At 56.7% G+C, this 18,955-nt stretch carries 21 protein-coding genes; all 21 read left to right on the forward strand.

The window, feature by feature from the left end; genetic code table 11:
* Nucleotides 1-108: 108 nt before the first annotated feature.
* The 21 genes from rimP to B5E62_RS01640 all read left to right on the forward strand — a co-directional run bounded on the left by rimP (nucleotide 109) and on the right by B5E62_RS01640 (nucleotide 18,940).
* Nucleotides 109-576: a ribosome maturation factor RimP gene (gene rimP / locus B5E62_RS01540; RefSeq protein WP_087172983.1), complete on the forward strand. Its 468-nt coding sequence runs from the start codon at nucleotides 109-111 to the stop codon at nucleotides 574-576.
* Nucleotides 577-594: 18 nt separating this feature from the next.
* Nucleotides 595-1,908 carry a transcription termination factor NusA gene (gene nusA / locus B5E62_RS01545; RefSeq protein WP_087172984.1) on the forward strand — a complete coding sequence of 438 codons (1,314 nt, stop codon included), beginning with the start codon at nucleotides 595-597 and terminating at the stop codon, nucleotides 1,906-1,908.
* Nucleotides 1,909-1,940: 32 nt separating this feature from the next.
* On the forward strand, nucleotides 1,941-2,195 hold the full coding sequence (rnpM, locus tag B5E62_RS01550; protein ID WP_087173040.1) for an RNase P modulator RnpM: 255 nt from the start codon (nucleotides 1,941-1,943) through the stop codon (nucleotides 2,193-2,195).
* Nucleotides 2,182-2,493, forward strand: a complete 312-nt coding sequence (locus tag B5E62_RS01555; protein WP_087172985.1) for a L7Ae/L30e/S12e/Gadd45 family ribosomal protein — start codon at nucleotides 2,182-2,184, stop codon at nucleotides 2,491-2,493. Before rnpM ends, B5E62_RS01555 begins: the two co-directional genes overlap by 14 nt.
* Nucleotides 2,494-2,519: 26 nt before the next feature.
* Nucleotides 2,520-5,291 (forward strand): translation initiation factor IF-2, encoded by a 2,772-nt coding sequence (gene infB / locus B5E62_RS01560; protein ID WP_087172986.1) that lies wholly within the window; start codon nucleotides 2,520-2,522, stop codon nucleotides 5,289-5,291.
* Nucleotides 5,292-5,327: 36 nt separating this feature from the next.
* Entirely contained in the window at nucleotides 5,328-5,714 is a 387-nt protein-coding gene (gene rbfA, locus B5E62_RS01565) for a 30S ribosome-binding factor RbfA (RefSeq protein ID WP_087172987.1), read from the forward strand.
* Nucleotides 5,695-6,684: a DHH family phosphoesterase gene (locus tag B5E62_RS01570; RefSeq protein ID WP_442911344.1), complete on the forward strand. Its 990-nt coding sequence runs from the start codon at nucleotides 5,695-5,697 to the stop codon at nucleotides 6,682-6,684. The genes rbfA and B5E62_RS01570 overlap by 20 nt, the downstream gene beginning before the upstream one ends.
* Before the next feature lie 3 nt (nucleotides 6,685-6,687).
* Nucleotides 6,688-7,575, forward strand: a complete 888-nt coding sequence (gene truB / locus B5E62_RS01575) for a tRNA pseudouridine(55) synthase TruB (protein ID WP_087172989.1) — start codon at nucleotides 6,688-6,690, stop codon at nucleotides 7,573-7,575.
* Between the two features lie 31 nt (nucleotides 7,576-7,606).
* Complete coding sequence (locus B5E62_RS01580) at nucleotides 7,607-8,533, forward strand: bifunctional riboflavin kinase/FAD synthetase (protein ID WP_087172990.1); 927 nt, start codon at nucleotides 7,607-7,609, stop codon at nucleotides 8,531-8,533.
* Nucleotides 8,534-8,665: 132 nt separating this feature from the next.
* Nucleotides 8,666-8,932 (forward strand): 30S ribosomal protein S15, encoded by a 267-nt coding sequence (rpsO, locus tag B5E62_RS01585; protein WP_087172991.1) that lies wholly within the window; start codon nucleotides 8,666-8,668, stop codon nucleotides 8,930-8,932.
* Between the two features lie 202 nt (nucleotides 8,933-9,134).
* Entirely contained in the window at nucleotides 9,135-11,222 is a 2,088-nt protein-coding gene (locus tag B5E62_RS01590; RefSeq protein WP_087172992.1) for a polyribonucleotide nucleotidyltransferase, read from the forward strand.
* A gap of 148 nt (nucleotides 11,223-11,370) precedes the next feature.
* The gene (gene spoIIIAA, locus B5E62_RS01595; RefSeq protein ID WP_087172993.1) at nucleotides 11,371-12,288 is read left to right on the forward strand and encodes a stage III sporulation protein AA; all 918 of its coding nucleotides are present in this window, start codon (nucleotides 11,371-11,373) and stop codon (nucleotides 12,286-12,288) included.
* On the forward strand, nucleotides 12,285-12,803 hold the full coding sequence (locus B5E62_RS01600) for a stage III sporulation protein AB (protein ID WP_162610241.1): 519 nt from the start codon (nucleotides 12,285-12,287) through the stop codon (nucleotides 12,801-12,803). Before spoIIIAA ends, B5E62_RS01600 begins: the two co-directional genes overlap by 4 nt.
* Nucleotides 12,804-12,812: 9 nt before the next feature.
* A complete protein-coding gene (gene spoIIIAC, locus B5E62_RS01605) occupies nucleotides 12,813-13,007 on the forward strand; it encodes a stage III sporulation protein AC (protein WP_033125527.1) in 195 nt (64 codons plus the stop codon).
* A gap of 34 nt (nucleotides 13,008-13,041) precedes the next feature.
* Nucleotides 13,042-13,428, forward strand: coding sequence for a SpoIIIAC/SpoIIIAD family protein (locus B5E62_RS01610; protein ID WP_087172995.1), 387 nt, complete (start codon nucleotides 13,042-13,044; stop codon nucleotides 13,426-13,428).
* Nucleotides 13,425-14,624, forward strand: a complete 1,200-nt coding sequence (locus B5E62_RS01615; RefSeq protein WP_087172996.1) for a stage III sporulation protein AE — start codon at nucleotides 13,425-13,427, stop codon at nucleotides 14,622-14,624. Before B5E62_RS01610 ends, B5E62_RS01615 begins: the two co-directional genes overlap by 4 nt.
* A gap of 29 nt (nucleotides 14,625-14,653) precedes the next feature.
* Nucleotides 14,654-15,019 carry a stage III sporulation protein AF gene (locus B5E62_RS01620; protein ID WP_087172997.1) on the forward strand — a complete coding sequence of 122 codons (366 nt, stop codon included), beginning with the start codon at nucleotides 14,654-14,656 and terminating at the stop codon, nucleotides 15,017-15,019.
* Complete coding sequence (locus tag B5E62_RS01625) at nucleotides 15,009-15,632, forward strand: stage III sporulation protein AG (RefSeq protein ID WP_242957682.1); 624 nt, start codon at nucleotides 15,009-15,011, stop codon at nucleotides 15,630-15,632. The genes B5E62_RS01620 and B5E62_RS01625 overlap by 11 nt, the downstream gene beginning before the upstream one ends.
* Nucleotides 15,633-15,644: 12 nt before the next feature.
* On the forward strand, nucleotides 15,645-16,301 hold the full coding sequence (locus tag B5E62_RS01630) for a SpoIIIAH-like family protein (RefSeq protein WP_087172998.1): 657 nt from the start codon (nucleotides 15,645-15,647) through the stop codon (nucleotides 16,299-16,301).
* Nucleotides 16,302-16,398: 97 nt separating this feature from the next.
* Nucleotides 16,399-17,148, forward strand: a complete 750-nt coding sequence (locus B5E62_RS01635; RefSeq protein ID WP_143468788.1) for a lamin tail domain-containing protein — start codon at nucleotides 16,399-16,401, stop codon at nucleotides 17,146-17,148.
* Between the two features lie 187 nt (nucleotides 17,149-17,335).
* Nucleotides 17,336-18,940 (forward strand): peptide chain release factor 3, encoded by a 1,605-nt coding sequence (locus B5E62_RS01640; RefSeq protein WP_087172999.1) that lies wholly within the window; start codon nucleotides 17,336-17,338, stop codon nucleotides 18,938-18,940.
* Nucleotides 18,941-18,955: the final 15 nt, after the last annotated feature.

The raw sequence follows: 18,955 nt of genomic DNA on the forward strand, positions 1-18,955 counted from the left end.
TCTTTATATGATAGGGAGCTTTTCCATTTTTCATATAGTTTCCGCTGGGTCTATGTCTTTATCAGCGCCCTGCAGAAGGCGCTCACAGGAGTGATGGGAGGTTTTACATTGGCGAAAAGAGAAACGTATGAACAGAAGACCGAGGAGATCCTTCTTCCCATTGTGGAGAAGAACGGATTTGAACTGGTGGACGTAGAGTATGTCAAGGAGGGCGGCAACTGGTACCTGAGAGCCTACATCGACAAGCCGGGAGGCATTAATGTGGACGACTGCGAGATCGTCAGCCGGGAGCTGTCGGATATACTGGATGAGAAGGACTTCATCGATGAGGCATACATCCTGGAGGTCAGCTCCCCGGGACTGGGACGCCCGCTGAAGAAGGAGAAGGATTTCAAGAGGAGCCTTGGGCAGGAGGTGGAAGTCCGCACGTACCGGATGATGGACAGGAAAAAGGAGTTCACCGGCATCCTGAAGGATCATGATAAGGACACTGTAACAATAGAGATGGAAGATGGAAGCTTAAAAACATTTGAGAAAGGCGATATCGCGCTTATTCGTCTGGCATTCGATTTTTAGTTTTAGGAGGAAAGTCACATGAACACAGAATTACTGGAAGCGTTGAATATTTTGGAGAAGGAGAAGGACATCAGCAAGGATACGCTGATGGATGCCATTGAGAATTCTCTCATCAATGCGTGCAAGAACCATTTCGGAAAGGCAGACAATATCAAGGTCATCATGGACAGAGAGACATGCGACTACAAGCTTCTCCAGGAGAAGACGGTCGTAGAGGAAGTGGAAGACAAGGTGGAGGAGATCAGCCTTGAGGACGCAAAGAACATTGACAGCAAGTATGAGCTGGGCGATGTGGTCCAGATTCCGGTGGAGTCCAAATCTTTTGGCCGTATCGCCACACAGAACGCCAAGAACCTGATCCTCCAGAAGATACGCGAGGAGGAGAGGAAGGTCATCTACGACCAGTATTTTGAGAAAGAGAAGGATATCGTGACCGGTATCGTTCAGCGCTATGTCGGGAAGAACATCAGCATCAACCTGGGCAAGGCGGACGCCATGCTGACGGAGAACGAGCAGGTAAAGGGCGAGGTGTTCAAGCCCACAGAGCGCATCAAGCTGTACGTGGTGGAGGTCAAGAATACGACAAAGGGCCCGAAGATCCTCGTATCACGTACCCATCCGGAGCTGGTGAAGCGTCTCTTTGAGGCTGAGGTTACCGAGGTGAAGGACGGCATCGTGGAGATAAAGAGCATTGCCAGAGAGGCGGGAAGCCGCACGAAGATCGCTGTCTGGTCCAATGACCCGGACGTGGACCCGGTGGGCGCCTGCGTCGGCATGAACGGCGCCAGGGTCAATGCCATCGTGAATGAGCTGAGAGGCGAGAAGATCGACATCATCAACTGGGATGAGAACCCGGGCATCCTCATCGAGAACGCCCTGAGCCCGGCCAAGGTCATCTCTGTTATGGCTGACCCGGACGAGAAGACGGCCAGCGTCATCGTGCCGGACTATCAGCTCTCCCTTGCCATCGGAAAAGAAGGGCAGAACGCAAGGCTGGCAGCCCGTCTGACCGGATACAAGATCGACATCAAGAGCGAGACCCAGGCCATCGAGTCCGGCGAGCTCCCGGAGAACTACATGGAGCTTGGCGAGGGCGTATACGAGGAGGAAGTATACGAGGACGGCTACGATGACAACTATGATGAGAATTATGATGAGAACTACGATGACTACGGCTATGACGAGGAAGGCTACGGCGATGGCGAAGAGGAGTACGGTGACGGGTACGACGACGGGTACAGCCAGGAGGAAGAGCCCTATGCCGGCGACTACGAGGAAGAGCCGTACGGCGATGACCAGGATGACATAGGATTCCATGAAACAGAAGAATAGGTGATCATTTGAGCAATAATAAAAAAATCCCCATGCGCAAATGCGTGGGGTGCCAGGAAATGAAGAGTAAAAAAGAAATGCTGCGTGTTATCAGGACCCAGGAAGGAGAGTTCCTGCTGGATGCCACCGGAAAGAAGAACGGAAGAGGAGCGTATCTTTGCCCCTCCTCGGAGTGCCTCGGGAAAGCCATCAGGCAGAAGGGGCTGGAGCGGTCATTCAAGCAGGCCATCCCGGAGGATGTCTATGAGATGCTGGAAAGGGAGATGAGTGAGCTTGAGTCAAGATAAGGCCCTGTCCATGATCGGACTTGCGACAAAGGCTGGAAAGACGGCGAGTGGAGAGTTCTGTACAGAGAGGGAAGTAAAGACAGGGAGAGCTGCTTTGGTGATCGTTGCGGGAGATGCTTCGGATAACACAAAGAAAAAATTCCGGAACATGTGCGAGTATTACAGAGTGCCCATCTGCTTTTACGCAGATAAGGACACACTCGGCCATGCCATGGGAAAAGAATTCCGGGCATCCCTGGCAGTCCTGGACGCGGGCTTTGCCAAGGGGATCATGAGACACCTGGATACGGAAAGATAATGATGCTGCATAGAGGAGGTATTTGCATGTCGAAGATTAGAGTGTATGAGCTTGCCAAGGAGCTCGACAGATCCAGCAAGGAGCTGATGGAGTTCCTGGCAGACAAAAATAGAGGAGTGAAGAGCAACATGAGCTCTCTGGAGGATGAGGAGGCTCAGATGCTGCGAAAGGCATTTGGGAAAAAGAAGGAGGAGGCTCCGAAAAAAGAGGAGGCTCCCAAGAAGAAGAACATTGTCCATGTCTTCCGCCCGCAGAACAGCCGTGACGGAAAGAACCTGATGCGCCAGGGAAGAGCCCAGGGGCAGCGGGGAGCCGGCGCGCGCCCGGGAACACCGGGAGAGAGGCCCCAGGCAGGCCGTCCGGGAGCAAGGCCCCAGGCAGACAGACCTGAGAGAGGGCAGGGGGAGAGACCCCAGAGCGGTATGCGCCCGGCGGGAGGAGCTGAGAGGCCCCAGGGCGGCGCTCGTCCTGCAGGCCGTCCGGAGAGGCCCCAGGCAGAGAGGACTCACGGCGACAGACCGAGGACAGAAGGACGTCCCCAGACAGACAGACCTCAGACCGAGAGAGCTCAGGGCGGAGCACGCCCGGCAGGCCGCCCGGAGAGGCCCCAGGGACCAAGAGGCGGCAGAAGCTTTGACGGTGAGCGGAGCGACAGGCGGGAAGGCCGCCCGCAGGGCAGACCGTCCCAGGACAGAAGAGACGACAGGCGTGACAGCGGCGACAGAAGGCCGGGACAGCGTCCTGGCAGAGGTTTTGACGGCGAGAGAGGCGACAGAAGGGATGACAGGCGTGACAGCCGTGATAATCGCGGCGGCCGCTTTGGAGACAGCAAGGACCGTCAGTCCAGAAAGAACACTTCTATCCCGGCGCCTGCACTGGAGGGACAGAAGCCCCAGAGGAGCAAGGGAAAAGGGAAGGACGACTACAAGAAGAAGGATTACCGCGGAGACGATGACGACAGGATGGCAAAGGGCAAGGGCAAGAAGCAGGAGCCCAAGAACCAGCTTCAGAAGCCTCAGCACAAGGAGCAGAAGCAGGAGGAGCAGATAAGATCCATCATCATCCCGGAGGTGCTGACGATCCAGGAGCTGGCAGACAAGATGAAGGTCGTGCCCTCCGTTATCATAAAGAAGCTGTTCATGCAGGGGAAGATCGTCACGGTAAACCAGGAGATCGACTATGACACGGCGGAGGAGATTGCCCTTGAATTCGACATCCTCTGCGAGAAGGAAGAGGTCGTGGACGTGATCGAGGAGCTCCTCAGGGAGGACGAGGAGGACGAGAAGAAGATGAAGAAGCGTCCGCCGGTAGTCTGCGTTATGGGTCATGTTGACCACGGAAAGACCTCTCTTCTGGATGCCATCCGCCACACCAACGTAACTGACAGGGAGGCCGGCGGTATCACACAGCACATCGGCGCCTATGTGGTGGAAGTCAACGGAGAGAAGATCACCTTCCTTGATACACCGGGACATGAGGCTTTCACAGCCATGCGTATGCGGGGGGCCAATTCCACGGACATCGCCATCCTTGTCGTGGCTGCGGATGACGGCGTGATGCCCCAGACAGTGGAGGCTATCAACCACGCGAAAGCAGCCGGCGTTGAGATCATCGTGGCCATCAACAAGATCGATAAGCCCAGCGCCAATATTGACCGCGTGAAGCAGGAGCTGGCAGAGCATGAGCTGATCCCCGAGGACTGGGGCGGAAGCACCGTGTTTGTCCCTGTATCTGCCAAGACAGGCGATGGACTTTCCGACCTGATGGAGATGATCGTCCTGACAGCGGAGATGATGGAGCTGAAGGCCAACCCCAACCGCCGCGCGAGAGGTCTTGTGATCGAGGCCCAGCTGGACAAAGGAAGAGGCCCGGTTGCCACTGTCCTGGTACAGAAGGGAACCCTGCGGGTGGGCGATCCGGTGGCGGCCGGAAGCTCATTCGGAAAAGTGAGAGCCATGATGGACGACAAGGGAAGGCGCGTCAAAGAGGCAGGTCCTTCCATGCCGGTGGAGATCCTGGGTCTCAACGATGTCCCCAACGCGGGAGAGGTGCTTGTGGGCTGCAAGAACGAGAAAGAAGCAAGAAGCTTTGCGGATACATTTATCTCCCAGAACAAGGCGAAGCTCCTGGAGGAGACAAAATCCAAGCTGTCTCTTGACGACCTGTTTACTCAGATCAAGGAGGGCAATCTGAAGGAGCTTGGCATTGTCGTGAAGGCCGACGTACAGGGCTCTGTGGAGGCCCTGAAGCAGAGCCTGCTGAAACTGTCCAACGACGAGGTGGTCGTAAAGGTCATCCACGGCGGCGTGGGCGCTATCAACGAGTCGGATGTCAGCCTTGCCTCTGCGTCCAACGCCATCATCATCGGATTCAATGTGCGCCCGGATGCCGTGGCCAAGGAGACTGCTGACAGAGAAGGCGTGGATATCCGCCTGTACCGCGTCATCTACAATGCCATCGAGGATGTGGAGGCTGCCATGAAGGGTATGCTGGATCCTGTCTTCGAGGAGAAGGTGCTGGGTCACGCGGAGATCCGTCAGACATTCAAGGCCTCCGGCGTAGGCACCATCGGAGGAGCCTACGTGCTGGACGGCACATTTGAGAGAGACTGCCAGGCAAGGATCATCCGTGACGGTGTTGTCATATACGATGGCAAGCTTGCGTCCTTAAAGAGGTTCAAGGACGATGTCAAAGAGGTGCGTTCCGGATACGAGTGCGGCTTTGTCTTTGAGAATTACAATGATATTAAAGAGGGAGACCAGGTGGAAGCCTACAAGATGGTAGAGATCCCGAGATAGGCTCCCCCGCCTGGCTGTCCCGGTAAGGAGAGAGCTATGAGAAAGAACAGCATTAAGAATACAAGAGTCAACACAGAAGTGCTAAGGGAACTCTCCAATATCCTCAGAGGCGGCATCAAGGATCCGCGGGTCGCGCCGTGGACCTCTGTCGTCGCTGTGGAGGTGGCCCCGGACTTAAAGACCTGCAAGGCCTATGTCAGCGTGCTGGGAGACGAGAAGGCCCAGGCTGACACCATTGCCGGCCTGAAAAGTGCGGAGGGGTATATCCGGAGGGAACTGGCACACAGGCTGAATATGAGGAACACGCCGGAGATCAGGTTTATCCTGGACCAGTCTATTGAGTACGGCGTCAATATGTCCAGGAAGATAGCAGATGTGACCAAAGCCATGGATCAAAAAGGAGATGCGGAGGATGCAGAATAAACTGGCAGAACTTCTGGAGGGAAAGACCTCTGTTGCAATAGGAGGACACGTGCGGCCCGACGGCGACTGCGTCGGCGCCTGCATGGGGCTTTACCAGTATTTGAGAGACAACTATAGAGACGTAGAAACAGACGTGTACCTGGAGGAAATCCCCTCCCATTTCTCCTTTGTGGAGGGGACCGGGGATATCCGGCACCAGGTGGAGCCGGGGAAGACCTATGACCTGTTCATCTGTCTGGACTGCGGGGACGCGGAGAGGCTGGGATTTTCCAGGCCGCTATTTGAGAGCGCAGGGCAGACCTTCTGCGTGGACCACCATATCAGCAACCAGGCATTTGCAGACGAAAACTATATTGTGCCGGATGCAAGCTCCACCTCGGAGCTGATCTTCCGTCTTCTCGACAGGGAGAAGATCACAAAGGAAATGGCGGAGGCACTGTATATAGGGATCGTCCACGATACCGGCGTGTTCCAGTATTCCTGCGCAGGTCCGGAGACCTTCCGGATCGCAGCGGAGCTGCTGGAGAAGGGAGTGGATGCCCCCTCCATCATTGAGCGCACTTACTATGAGAAGAGCTATGCGCAGAACCAGATCCTGGGAAGAGCCCTTCTCGAAAGTATTGTCTTCATGCATGGGCAGTGTATCTTTTCCTCAGTGTCCCAGTCTGTCATGAAGTTTTACGGTGTGACGCCAAAAGAGCTGGACGGCATTGTCAGCCAGCTGCGGGTCACAAGAGGCGTGGAGGTTGCCATTTTCCTCTACGAGCTGGAGCCCAATGTCTACAAAGTCAGCCTGCGCTCCAAAGAGAAGGTGGATGTGAGCAAAGTGGCGAAATATTTCGGCGGGGGCGGCCACGTGAAGGCGGCCGGCTGTACCATGCCCGGGACGGTGCACGATGTGATCAATAACCTGGCAGGGCAGATCGTCCGCCAGCTGGAACAGGAAGAAACGAAGACTGAAGAGGCATAATACATGTTGGACGGCATTTTCAATGTTTATAAAGAGAAGGGATACACATCCCACGATGTGGTGGCAAAGCTGAGAGGCATTGCCGGACAGAAAAAAATAGGGCATACGGGGACGCTGGATCCGGACGCGGAGGGCGTCCTTCCCGTCTGTCTGGGGAAGGCCACCAAGGTGTGCGATGTGCTGACAGACAAGACCAAGACCTACCAGGCTGTGCTGCTTCTGGGGCGAAGGACAGACACCCAGGATATATCCGGGGCATGCCTGGAGGAGCAGGATACCGCGGGCCTTACAGAGGAGGACGTCAGAAGAGCAGTGGAGAGCTTCCGGGGGGACTACATGCAGACGCCTCCCATGTACTCTGCCCTGAAGGTGGGCGGAAAGAAGCTCTGCGAGCTGGCCCGGGAGGGGAAGACGGTGGAGCGCAAGGCCCGGAAGGTGCAGATCCACAGGATAGAGATCAGAAGGATGGAGCTCCCCCGGGTCTGGATCGAGGTGGAGTGCTCCAAGGGGACCTATATCCGCACCCTCTGCGATGACATCGGGGAGATGCTGGGCGTGGGGGGCTGCATGGAGGAGCTCCTGCGCACCCGAGTGGGAAGCTTCAGGCTGGAGGACAGCGTAAGGCTCTCTCAGCTTGAAAAGTACAGGGAGGCAGGCACCCTTGGGGAGCATCTCATACCTGTGGACTGCCTGTTCGCTGACTGTCCCAGGGTGGATGTGACTGAGCGCCTGGAACCGCTCCTGTACAACGGCAATCCCCTCCGTCTTCCGGAAAGGGAGGACGGTCAGCTGGTGCGCATGTACGACAGCTCCGGCCGGTTTATCGCACTGTACCGCTATCAGCAGGAAAATCATATCTATAAAAATGAGAAAATGTTCTTTAACCTATAGAGGCAGGACAGAAGACAAAGAAGGAATCACAATGCAGTATATAAACGGACTGGAGGCTTTCAGGGGAACAGGCAGGAGCGCTGTGACCCTTGGAAAGTTTGACGGCCTGCACAAGGGCCACCAGAAGCTGGTGGAGCGGGTGACTGAATACGGCAGGGCAGACGGGCTGTCCGGCATTGTATGCGCCTTTGACATGGAACCCCTGTGCAGGCGGCTTGACAGGCCCTATCGGGTACTGATGACAAGAGAAGAGAGAAAGGAACATCTGGAGGGCAGGGTGGACTATCTGGTGAGCTGTCCCTTTAGTGAGAGTCTCAGCCAGATGAGCGCGGAAGACTTTATCCGTGATGTGATCGCCGGGCTTTTCCGGGCGGCCTACGTGGTGGTGGGCACGGATTTCCACTTTGGATACCAGAAAAGAGGCGATGTGCACATGCTGGCAGCCTATCAGCACATCTATGACTACCAGCTGGAGGTGGTGGACAAGGAGAGGTACGAGGACCGGGAGATCAGCAGCACCTTCGTGAAGGAGGCGCTGGCGTCAGGGGATATGGCACTGGCGGAGACGCTCCTGGGCTATCCCTACGAGCTGGAGGGCACGGTGGAGCACGGAAGGCAGCTGGGGCGGACCCTGGGCTTTCCCACCTTCAATGTGGAGCCGCCAAAGGAAAAGCTCCTTCCCCCAAACGGGGTTTATCTGGCGCAGGTGGAAGTGGATGGAAGATGGTACAACGCCATCGGGAACCTGGGGGTCAAGCCCACGGTGACGGACAGCGGCAGGATGCTGGTGGAGAGCTTTCTCCTGGATTACAGCGGCAACGCCTATGGAAAGCGCGTGAAGATCCGCCTCAGGTCCTTCCGGCGGCCGGAGCGGAAGTTCCGGGACGTGGAGGAGATGAAGCAGCAGGTGGACAGGGATATCGCCTGCGGCAGAGAGTTTTTTGACGGTTTAGAGTAAAAAACTGTTTACTTTGCCATCCGCATGTGCTATACTACCCAGGTGGTAAAAGACAGCCGGTGTTCGGTAAGAGGAAGACTCCGACCATTACTTAATGCCTGGCCATGTATAAGAAAAAGGAGGAAATGAGACATGATCTCAAAAGAGCAGAAAGCACAGATCATTGCTGAGTATGGAAGAGGAGAGGGAGACACAGGTTCTCCGGAGGTACAGATCGCTATCCTGACAGCCAGGATCAACGACCTGACAGACCACTTCAAGGCAAACCCGAAGGACCATCATTCAAGAAGAGGACTTCTGAAGATGGTCGGACAGAGGAGAGGACTCCTCGCTTATCTCAGAAAGAAAGATATCGAGAGATACCGCGCACTGATCGAGCGACTTGGTCTTAGAAAATAGGCAGACCGGGAAATACAGAGGGATACCCAAAATGGGTGTCCCTTTTTCTTGCCTGCGGGGCATTTCTGTGATATAATATCTTAGATTGTGGGCAGGGAAAAATTCCGAGACCACTGAAAAGCACAGTTGCCGCGGCAAATATGTTTTTCAGTAGTTTCGGTTTTGCCTGCTCCGGCTAATACAATTTATAAAGGAGAACAACATGTATAAGAAGTATGAAATGGAACTGGCCGGAAGGACCCTCCGCGTGGATGTGGACAGAGTGGCAAAGCAGGCCAACGGCGCTGTGCTCATGCACTACGGTGATACAACAGTCCTGTGTACGGCAACAGCATCTGAAAAGCCGAGGGAGGGGATCGATTTCTTCCCTCTGAGTGTGGAATACAATGAGAGGATGTACGCTGTGGGAAAGATCCCGGGCGGGTTTAACAAGCGCGAGGGCAAGGCCTCCGAGAACGCCATCCTCACAGACCGCGTTATTGACCGTCCCATGCGTCCGCTCTTTCCCAAAGATTACAGAAATGATGTGACGCTGGAGAACCTTGTCCTGTCCGTGGACCAGGACTGCTCGCCTGAGCTGACAGCTATGCTTGGCTCCGCTATCGCCACATGCATTTCCGATATCCCCTTTGACGGCCCCATCTCCACTACGCAGGTGGGACTTGTGGACGGGGAGCTGGTGTTCAACCCGACAGCAGACCAGAGGGAGGCTTCCGATATGGCCCTCACAGTGGCCTCCACAAAGGAGAAGGTGATCATGATCGAGGCCGGTGCGAACGAGGTGCCGGAGGACAAGATGATAGAGGCCATCTTTGCGGCTCATGAGCTGAACCAGAAGGTCATCGCCTTCATCGAGACCATCGTCGCCGAGTGCGGCAAGCCGAAGCACGAGTACGAGAGCTTTGCGGTTCCCCAGGAGCTGTTTGACGATATCCAGAAGATCGTGACGCCCGCTGAGATGGAGGAAGCGGTGTTCACTGACGACAAGCAGACGAGGGAGGAGAACATCCGCCAGGTGACAGAGAAGCTGGAGGAGGCCTTTGCCGACAATGAGGAGTATCTGGCCAAGCTGTCCGAGGCGGTGTACCAGTACCAGAAAAAGACTGTGCGCAAGATGATCCTGAAGGACCACAAGCGCCCGGACGGGAGAGCTATCGACCAGATCCGTCCTCTCGCCGCCGAGGTGGACCTAATCCCGAGAGTGCACGGCTCCGCCATGTTCACGAGAGGACAGACACAGATCTGCACAGTGACCACACTGGCGCCTCTGTCCGAGGCACAGCGCCTGGACGGTCTGGACGAGCATGAGACATCCAAGCGCTATATGCACCACTACAATTTCCCATCCTACTCTGTTGGGGAGACAAGACCCTCCAGAGGACCGGGACGACGGGAAATCGGACACGGCGCGCTGGCTGAGAGAGCCCTCATACCGGTGCTTCCCAGCGAGAGCGAGTTCCCCTACGCGATCCGCACCGTCTCCGAGACCTTTGAGTCCAACGGCTCCACATCCCAGGCAAGTGTGTGCGCCTCCTCCATGTCACTGATGGCGGCAGGTGTTCCCATCAAGGCGGCTGTGGCAGGTATCTCCGCAGGTCTTGTGACAGGTGAGACAGATGATGATTACCTGGTGCTGACAGACATCCAGGGACTGGAGGACTTCTTCGGGGATATGGACTTTAAGGTGGCAGGTACACACAAGGGTATCACAGCCATCCAGATGGATATCAAGATCCACGGACTTACAAGGCCTATCATCGAGGAGGCCATTGCGGCCACCAAGAAGGCAAGGACTTACATCCTGGACGAGGTGATGTCCAGGACCATCGCCGAGCCAAGGCCGGAGGTCGGACCTTACGCTCCGAAGATCATCCAGATGCAGATCGATCCCCAGAAGATCGGCGACGTGGTTGGCCAGAGAGGAAAGACCATCAATGCCATCATCGAGGAGACGGGCGTGAAGATCGACATCGAGGACGACGGTTCCGTATCCATCTGTGGAACAGAGAGCGAGTCCATGGAGAGGGCAAGACGTCTCATTGAGATCATCGTCACAGATTTTGAGGCCGGACAGGTGCTGGAAGGAAAGGTTGTCAGCATCAAAGAGTTCGGCGCCTTCCTCGAGTTCGCTCCGGGAAAAGAGGGAATGGTACACATTTCCAAGATCTCCAGGCAGCACATCAAGCAGGTGGAGGACGTGCTCACCCTGGGCGATGTGGTGAAGGTCGTATGTCTCGGAAAGGACAAGATGGGACGCTTCTCCTTCAGTATGAAGGATGTGGCTGAATAGAAACCGGCCTTACAGGATAAAAAATACAAAGAACATAATGGCATGCTCCAGGGCTCTTTTGCTGAGACCTGGGGCATGCTTTTTTATTTGCAAGACAGGAATAAATGGTCGTCCACAACATATATATGGGTTAAAGAGGTGGACAAAGATGCAGAAAGAAAGAGTGTGGAGCATCCTCCCCGAGAGGGTGCGGCAGGTGCTGGATAAAGAGAGCACCGATTATGACGAGCTTCAGGAGATCAAGCTTCGGACCGGGCAGCCGCTGCTGATACGGTGCCGGGGCGAGGAGAGGATCCCCGGAGGAGGACACCCCTATGTAGTGACGGCCAGGGACGTGCGGGAAGCTGTGGATTACACCAGCAGCTATTCCCTCTACGCCTGCGAGGATGAGATGAAGCAGGGATTCATCACGATCGAGGGGGGACACAGAGTGGGGATGACGGGACAGGTCATACTGGATGGAGGACATGTGAAAAACCTGAAGTATATCTCCTCGGTAAACATCCGCATTTCCCACGAGATCGAAGGGTGTGCGGACAAGGTCATGCCCTTTGTGGCCCGGGGCGGCAGAGTGACACACACCCTCATCCTATCGCCCCCGGGATGCGGGAAGACCACTCTCCTGCGGGATATGGTCCGCCAGATCTCGGACGGGAACCACCTCATAAAGGGCATGACAGTGGGGGTGGTGGACGAGCGGTCGGAGATTGCCGGCTGCTGGAGGGGCGTGGCTCAGAACCATCTGGGCATACGGACCGACGTGCTGGACGGATGTCCCAAGGCGGAGGGCATGATCATGCTGATCCGCTCCATGGCCCCCCAGGTGATCGCGGTGGATGAGATAGGGGCCCAGGAGGATGTGCACGCCATAGAGTACGCCATGCACTGTGGCTGTAAGCTTCTCGCGACCATGCACGGCGCCTCCATCGAGGAGCTGAGAAGGAAGCCGGTGTCAAGGAAAATGATCGACGAAAAACGGTTCGAGCGGTACATCGTCCTGGCCGGCAGGGGGAAGGTGGAGGGGATATACGACGAGTACGGGCGGCCTTTAAGGGGGCAAGAGTGATACGCCTGGCTGGCGGACTCCTGGTGATAGCCTCTGCATCCCTTTTTGGCTTTCGGGCCGCGGACGCGCTGGAGGAGGAGTACCGGCAGATGCAGGATCTCCGCAGGATCGTGTACATGCTCCAGGGGGAGATACGGTACGCCAGGTCCTTTCTCTCAGAGGCCTTCCTGACTATCGCGCAGGACCAGGAGGAGCCCTACAGGTCCTGGCTCCGCTGCCTGCAGGAGAAGATGGATATGAGGGAGGAGGGAAGTCTGCCCTGGCTCTGGGAGGAGACGGCCAGGGCCCACCTTGGAAAGCTGGCCCTGAAGGAGGGGGAGAAGAGAAGGCTCTATGCCCTCGGCCATTACCTGGGCACAGCGGATGTGAAGATGCAGGTCTCCCACCTGCAGATGTACGCGGAGCACCTGGAGGCCCGTATGGAGGACATGCAGCAGACTATGCAGACACAGAAAAAGCTTTACAGGGTCCTGGGAATGTCCGGCGGCATCCTGCTGGCGATCCTGCTCATTTAGGAGGGGAAGATGGAAGTAGATCTGATATTTAAAATCGCGGCAGTGGGAATCCTTGTCTCAGTGCTGAGCCAGGTGCTGAAGCACAGCGGCAGGGAAGAGCAGGCCTTTCTCACAAGCCTGGCAGGCCTCCTCCTTGTGCTGTTCTGGATTGTGCCCTACATCTATGACCTGTTTGCGGCCATACAGGGGCTCTTTTCACTGTAGGGCTGCTTTTGCGGGGGAGAAAAGGGGAAAGAAGATGGACATTGTACAGATCGCGCTGCTGGGCGTGGCGGGGACGCTCCTGGCCATCCAGTTCAAGGGGGGAAAAACAGAATACGGGATATATATCTGTGCCGGTATCAGCCTTCTCATCTTTTTTGCCGCCCTCGACAGGATCGGGGTGGTGGTGGCAAGGCTCGAGGAGCTCACGGCCTACATTGACCTGGCTCCTGTCTACATAGAGATGCTGCTGAAGATGCTGGGGATCACCTTTGTGGCGGAATTTTCCTCTGCCTTCTGCCGGGATGCAGGCTACCAGACCATTGCCCAGCAGATCGAGGTGTTTGCCAAGCTGGCGGTCCTTGTGCTTGGGTTCCCGGTGGTCTTTGCCCTCCTGGAGATGATAGGGGAGTTCCTGTCATGAGCAGCAGAGGAGGAAAAGGAAAGGGTGTGCCGGCGTGGGCGCTGCTCCTGCTGCTGTCTGTCCTTGCCTGCTGCCTTGTCGCTCCGTCCAGGAGTCTGGCGGCAGAGGGGGTGGGAGGCGGGCAGGATCCGGAGCCGGGACGGGCGGAGGAACTGCTGGAGGAGGAGCTGGACCTGGACAATATCAACGAGACGCTGGCGGAGATCTTTCCTGAGGAGAAGCTGGATTTCGGGGAGACGGTCAGGGCTGTCATCACGGGGGACCTGTCGGTCTCTGCAGACCTTCTTGGCAGGCTCATATCAGACCAGCTCTTCCATGCGCTGGAGGTGAACCGGGAGAGCCTGATCCACATGCTCCTTATCGCGGTGGTCGCGGCGATGTTCGCCAATTTTGCGGATGTATTTCAGGCGAGACAGATATCGGAGATCAGCTTCTATATCCTGTACATGCTCATGATCGCACTGTGCCTGGGGGCCTTCCAGAGCGCGGCGGCCTGGGTGGAGGACGGGATAAGCCTTTTGACAGGATTCATGAAGGCCCTGTGCCCGGTCTATTTTATCGCTGTCTCCCTAGCCAAAGGGAGCATGACGGCCGCCGCGTTCTACAATCTGGCGCTCCTTGTCATCCTGCTGGTGGAGGTGTTCATGGGAAAGCTCCTGCTCCCGGCCCTCCACGTGTACATGATGATCAAGGTGCTGAACTACCTGTCCCAGGAGGAGTATCTGTCAAGGCTTATCGAGCTGATGGAGACCCTTGTGTCCTGGACCCTGAAGACGCTGCTGGCTCTGGTCATAGGGCTGAATACCATACAGGGGCTCCTGGCACCGGCTGTCGACAGCGTGAAGCGCAGTGTGCTGACCCGGGGCGTGGAGGCCATACCGGGTGTGGGGGACGCCATTGGCGGGACGGCTGAGGTCATCCTGGGGACGGCGGTGGTGGTCAAGAACGGCATCGGCATTGCGGGGGTGATCATCTGCTTTGCGCTGTGCGTGGTCCCTCTCGTGCAGGCCGCGGTGATGGTCCTCATGTATAAGCTGGCCGCCGCAGTCCTGCAGCCTATATCTGACAAACGGCTTGTGGGCTGTATCGGGGGGATGGCGGACGCCTGCCAGCTCCTCATGCGGCTCATCTTTACGGCCGGCATGCTCTTCCTCCTGACGGTGGCCATTGTGGCGGCTACCACAAACGGCGGATAGGAAGCGGGACGGCAAAAAGGAGGTGTGGTATGCTGGAGCAGCTTTACGCGTGGATCAGGAGCGTTGCCTATTTTATGGTTTTCTCCGCTGTGCTCAGCCATGTGATCCCGGGCCGGTCCTACAGAAAATATATCCGCTTTTTCACCGGCCTCCTGCTTGTCATCCTGCTTTTGACGCCGGTCATGAAGCTTCTCGGTATGGGTCAAGAGTTCCTTGCCATCTACCAGGGCACTGCCTACGAGGAGGAGCTGCGGCAGATAGAGGAGGCTGGGGCTTACCTGGAGGATATCGGATCGAGTGACGGCCTGCCGGAGGAGGCCGGGGCAGGAGAGGAGGAAGCGGAGGAGAGGGGCGACAACAGGATCAGTGTGGAGGAAATCAGGATTGGACAGTAAAAAAATAAAAGAGTGGCTCAAGGGGCTGACAATGAAGTGGGACGCCAGGACCTGGCTCAGGAAGGACCGCCTGCTCATCCTTCTCCTGGCAGGGGTACTGTTGCTCGTGATCACCCTACCGGTCTCCGACAGGGGCGGGGAGGAGGACTCCTCCCTGTCTCAGGGCGGGCAGGCGGCGGGCACCGGGCTTACCGAAGGTGAGGACTATGCGCAGTACATGGAGAGAAAGCTGGAGGAAGCCCTGTCAGAGGTGTACGGCGTGGGGAAGGTGAAGGTCATGGTGACTCTCCGCTCCACCTCCGAGAAGGTGGTGGAGAAGGATGAGGAGCAGGAGAGCGAGACAGTGACAGAGCAGGACAGCCAGGGCGGGACCCGCACTACATCCAGGAGCAGCTCCAGCGGCACCACCGTCTACGGGGAGTCAGACAGCAGCGCTTCCGCCGGGCAGGAGCCCTACGTGACAAAGGAGCTGACCCCTTCTGTGGAGGGGGTGGTTGTGATCGCTCAGGGCGGGGACCAGCCTGTCACCGTGCAGAACATAACCGAGGCTGTGCAGGCATTATTTAATGTAGACACGCATAAAATTAAGGTGATGAAGCTGAATGAAAATTAAGGAGGTAGCAGAGTGAAAAAAATATTCAGGAAAAACCAGATCATCATTGCAGCTCTTGCGGTCATGATCGCTGCGGCCGGCTATCTGAACTACTCGGGGCGGCTCTTCGGGGAGAAGGATGACGCGACCCAGACCAGCGGGGACCTGGCCAGCCAGGAGCTTCTGGACATATCCGAGGAGGACGTGTCCGCCGGCTCGGACGATATTGAGAGCCAGGATGTGGACGGGGACGCTGCCGGGGCCCAGGGGGAGACGGGAGACGGCAGTGTGGACGACACCCCCGGTGAGGCCGTGCTGACAAGCGGGGATGCCAGCGCAGTGGTGGCGGAGGCAAAGGTGACAAGGGAGCAGGTGCGGGCAAAGAACAAGGAGGACCTCCTCTCCATCATTGACAACCAGAATTTAAGCGACGAGCAGAAGCAGGACGCGGTCAACCAGATGGTACAGATGACAGACCTGGCAGAAAAGGAGGCGGCGGCCGAGACCCTGCTGGCCTCCAAGGGATTTGACGAGGCAGTGGTCAGCCTGACGGCGGACAGCGCGGATGTGGTGGTCAACGCTTCGGAGCTGTCGGATGCGAACAGGGCCCAGATCGAGGATATCATCACGCGGAAAACCGGGATTGCCGCCCAGAATATCGTCATCACTCCCATCAACACAGCAGAGTGAGCTTTACAAAGATTTAACGGGGAGCAAAGATGGATCTGAACTGGAACTGTTAAGATAAGGAAAAACAAAGATACAGGGTCAGGAAGGGAATGAGAAGATGACAGGGAGAGAAAAGAGGGCACTTCGAAATGCGTTTGTAAAGTTTTTGTCCGCAGCAGTGGCGGCTGCCGGCCTGGCCGGCATGTACGGCATGAGGGCTGGGGCCGTGCAGGCTCCGGCAGAGAGCGGGGCTTCCGTGACAGAGAAGGAGACGGCCGGAGGAGAGCAGGTGATCATCTCCCAGTTCTACGGAGCCGGGGGCAGAGAAGGCGTCTTCTCCAATGACTTCGTGGAGCTCTATAACCCCGGGGACGAGGACCTCAGCCTGGACGGATACATACTGAGCTACAGCTCGGGAGGCGAGGAGGGAGAGGCCGGGTCCACGGTGGACAGCGACGGCCTGCGGACAGAAAAAACAGTCGGACTGGCCGGGACTATACCGGCTCACGGATACTATCTGGTGCGCGGGGCTGACAACCAGTGTGAGGATGGAGCCTACCAGCTGCAGAGTTTTAACAGGGAGTGGCAGGACCTTGTGATCGACGACAAGCCCACGGTCACGCTGAAGCTTTACGAGGGGACGACTCTCGCGGATATGGTCTCCACAGAGGGGAGCAGCTGCCAGTATCTTGTCACTGCCAGCACCTCTGTAGTCAATACAGAGGCGGCGAGAGGAGAGAATGCGAGAAGCGGGAAAAGCCTTCGGACCTTCTACTGGGGAGACAAGGTCACGGTGGAGTACGAGGAGCTGTATGAGCCCTGGAGCTCCTACGGACCGGCGGACGGGGGGCCGGGAAAAAATATGTGAGTCCGGAACAGACCTTCAGACGGAAGTGGATCATTTCTGCCTGAAGGTCTGTTTTACTTTGTGACTGGTCAATATAGCAGAATATAGAGAATAACAATTGCGCAGAGGGCATGATCTGTGGTAAACTATGTATTCGGAATAAAATGACTGTCTGATATAGATGTGAATACAGAGGAGAGCTTATATCATGCCGGAATTGACAAAACAGATGAAAAATGAGATAAGGAGGCGCCGCACTTTTGCCATCATTTCCCACCCGGATGCGGGAAAGACCACTCTGACAGAGAAGTTCCTGCTGTACGGAGGAGCCATCAACCAGGCGGGAAGCGTAAAGGGAAAGGCCACTGCAAAGCACGCCGTGTCGGACTGGATGGAAATAGAGAAGGAGAGAGGTATCTCTGTCACCTCCTCTGTCCTGCAGTTTGAGTATGACGGGTACTGCATCAACATCCTGGACACGCCGGGGCATCAGGACTTCTCGGAGGACACCTACCGGACCCTGATGGCGGCGGACTCCGCCGTGATGGTGATCGACGCCTCCAAGGGAGTGGAGGCCCAGACGAGAAAGCTGTTCAAGGTCTGCACCATGCGCCACATCCCCATTTTTACCTTTATCAACAAGATGGACCGGGAGGCCATGGACACCTTTGAGCTCCTGGACGACATTGAGAGCGAGCTGGGCATCGCCACCTGCCCCATCAACTGGCCTATCGGCTCGGGCAAGAGCTTCAAAGGCGTGTACGACCGGAGGGAGAGAGAGGTGGAGCTCTTTTCCGACACAAAGAAGGGAACGACACAGGGGGAGGTTAAGAAGGTGAAGATCGATGACCCGGAGATCACCTGGCTCATCGACGACAACCAGAGACTGCAGCTGGAGGAGGAGATCGAGCTCCAGGACGGAGCGGGCGCCGAGTTCGACCAGGAGCTGGTCAGCCGGGGCGAGCTGTCGCCGGTATTCTTCGGCTCCGCCCTGACCAACTTCGGCGTGGAGACATTCCTGCAGCACTTCCTTGACATGACATCCTCCCCTCTTCCAAGGAAATCCGACAGGGGGGATATTGACCCCATGGAGGAGCCGGATTTCTCGGCCTTTGTGTTCAAGATACAGGCCAATATGAACAAGGCCCACAGGGACAGGATCGCCTTCATGCGCATCTGCTCCGGCAAATTTGACGCGGGCATGGAGGTCCATCACATCCAGGGCGGGAGGAAGGTGCGCCTCTCCCAGCCCCAGCAGATGATGGCCAGCGAGAGAAAAATTATCGAGAACGCCTATGCGGGGGACATCATCGGCGTCTTTGACCCGGGCATCTTCTCCATCGGAGACACCCTGACCGCCTCCCCGGAGAGGTTTGCCTTTGAGGGGATCCCCACCTTTGCCCCGGAGCATTTCGCCAGAGTCCGGCAGGTGGACACCATGAAGAGAAAGCAGTTCATCAAGGGCATCAGCCAGATTGCCCAGGAGGGTGCTATCCAGATCTTCCAGGAGTACAACACCGGCATGGAGGAGATCATCGTGGGCGTGGTGGGCGTCCTCCAGTTTGACGTGCTCAAATATCGCTTGGAGAATGAGTACAAGGTGGAGATACGTCTGGACACGCTTCCCTATGAGCACATCCGCTGGATCGAGAACGAGGACCTGGACCTGGACCGCCTTGTGGGCACATCGGACATGAAGAAGATAAAGGACTTAAGGGACAGGCCCCTGCTCCTTTTCATCAACGAGTGGAGCATCCGCATGACTCTGGACCGGAACGAGGGTCTTGTCCTCTCGGAGTTTGGGCGCTCGTAGGAGAAAGTGTTGGCA

The organism is Lachnoclostridium sp. An118 (assembly GCF_002160985.1).
Lineage (GTDB): Bacteria > Bacillota > Clostridia > Lachnospirales > Lachnospiraceae > Claveliimonas > Claveliimonas stercoravium.

Bases quoted from the DNA above. Each gene is read 5' to 3' on its own strand.
- nusA (WP_087172984.1), top strand. From the start codon at position 595: ATGAACACAGAATTACTGGAAGCGTTGAATATTTTGGAGAAGGAGAAG.
- rnpM (WP_087173040.1), top strand. From the start codon at position 1,941: ATGCGCAAATGCGTGGGGTGCCAGGAAATGAAGAGTAAAAAAGAAATG.
- infB (WP_087172986.1), top strand. From the start codon at position 2,520: ATGTCGAAGATTAGAGTGTATGAGCTTGCCAAGGAGCTCGACAGATCC.
- rbfA (WP_087172987.1), top strand. From the start codon at position 5,328: ATGAGAAAGAACAGCATTAAGAATACAAGAGTCAACACAGAAGTGCTA.
- B5E62_RS01570 (WP_442911344.1), top strand. From the start codon at position 5,695: ATGCGGAGGATGCAGAATAAACTGGCAGAACTTCTGGAGGGAAAGACC.
- truB (WP_087172989.1), top strand. From the start codon at position 6,688: ATGTTGGACGGCATTTTCAATGTTTATAAAGAGAAGGGATACACATCC.
- B5E62_RS01580 (WP_087172990.1), top strand. From the start codon at position 7,607: ATGCAGTATATAAACGGACTGGAGGCTTTCAGGGGAACAGGCAGGAGC.
- rpsO (WP_087172991.1), top strand. From the start codon at position 8,666: ATGATCTCAAAAGAGCAGAAAGCACAGATCATTGCTGAGTATGGAAGA.
- B5E62_RS01590 (WP_087172992.1), top strand. From the start codon at position 9,135: ATGTATAAGAAGTATGAAATGGAACTGGCCGGAAGGACCCTCCGCGTG.
- spoIIIAA (WP_087172993.1), top strand. From the start codon at position 11,371: ATGCAGAAAGAAAGAGTGTGGAGCATCCTCCCCGAGAGGGTGCGGCAG.
- spoIIIAC (WP_033125527.1), top strand. From the start codon at position 12,813: ATGGAAGTAGATCTGATATTTAAAATCGCGGCAGTGGGAATCCTTGTC.
- B5E62_RS01610 (WP_087172995.1), top strand. From the start codon at position 13,042: ATGGACATTGTACAGATCGCGCTGCTGGGCGTGGCGGGGACGCTCCTG.
- B5E62_RS01615 (WP_087172996.1), top strand. From the start codon at position 13,425: ATGAGCAGCAGAGGAGGAAAAGGAAAGGGTGTGCCGGCGTGGGCGCTG.
- B5E62_RS01620 (WP_087172997.1), top strand. From the start codon at position 14,654: ATGCTGGAGCAGCTTTACGCGTGGATCAGGAGCGTTGCCTATTTTATG.
- B5E62_RS01635 (WP_143468788.1), top strand. From the start codon at position 16,399: ATGACAGGGAGAGAAAAGAGGGCACTTCGAAATGCGTTTGTAAAGTTT.
- B5E62_RS01640 (WP_087172999.1), top strand. From the start codon at position 17,336: ATGCCGGAATTGACAAAACAGATGAAAAATGAGATAAGGAGGCGCCGC.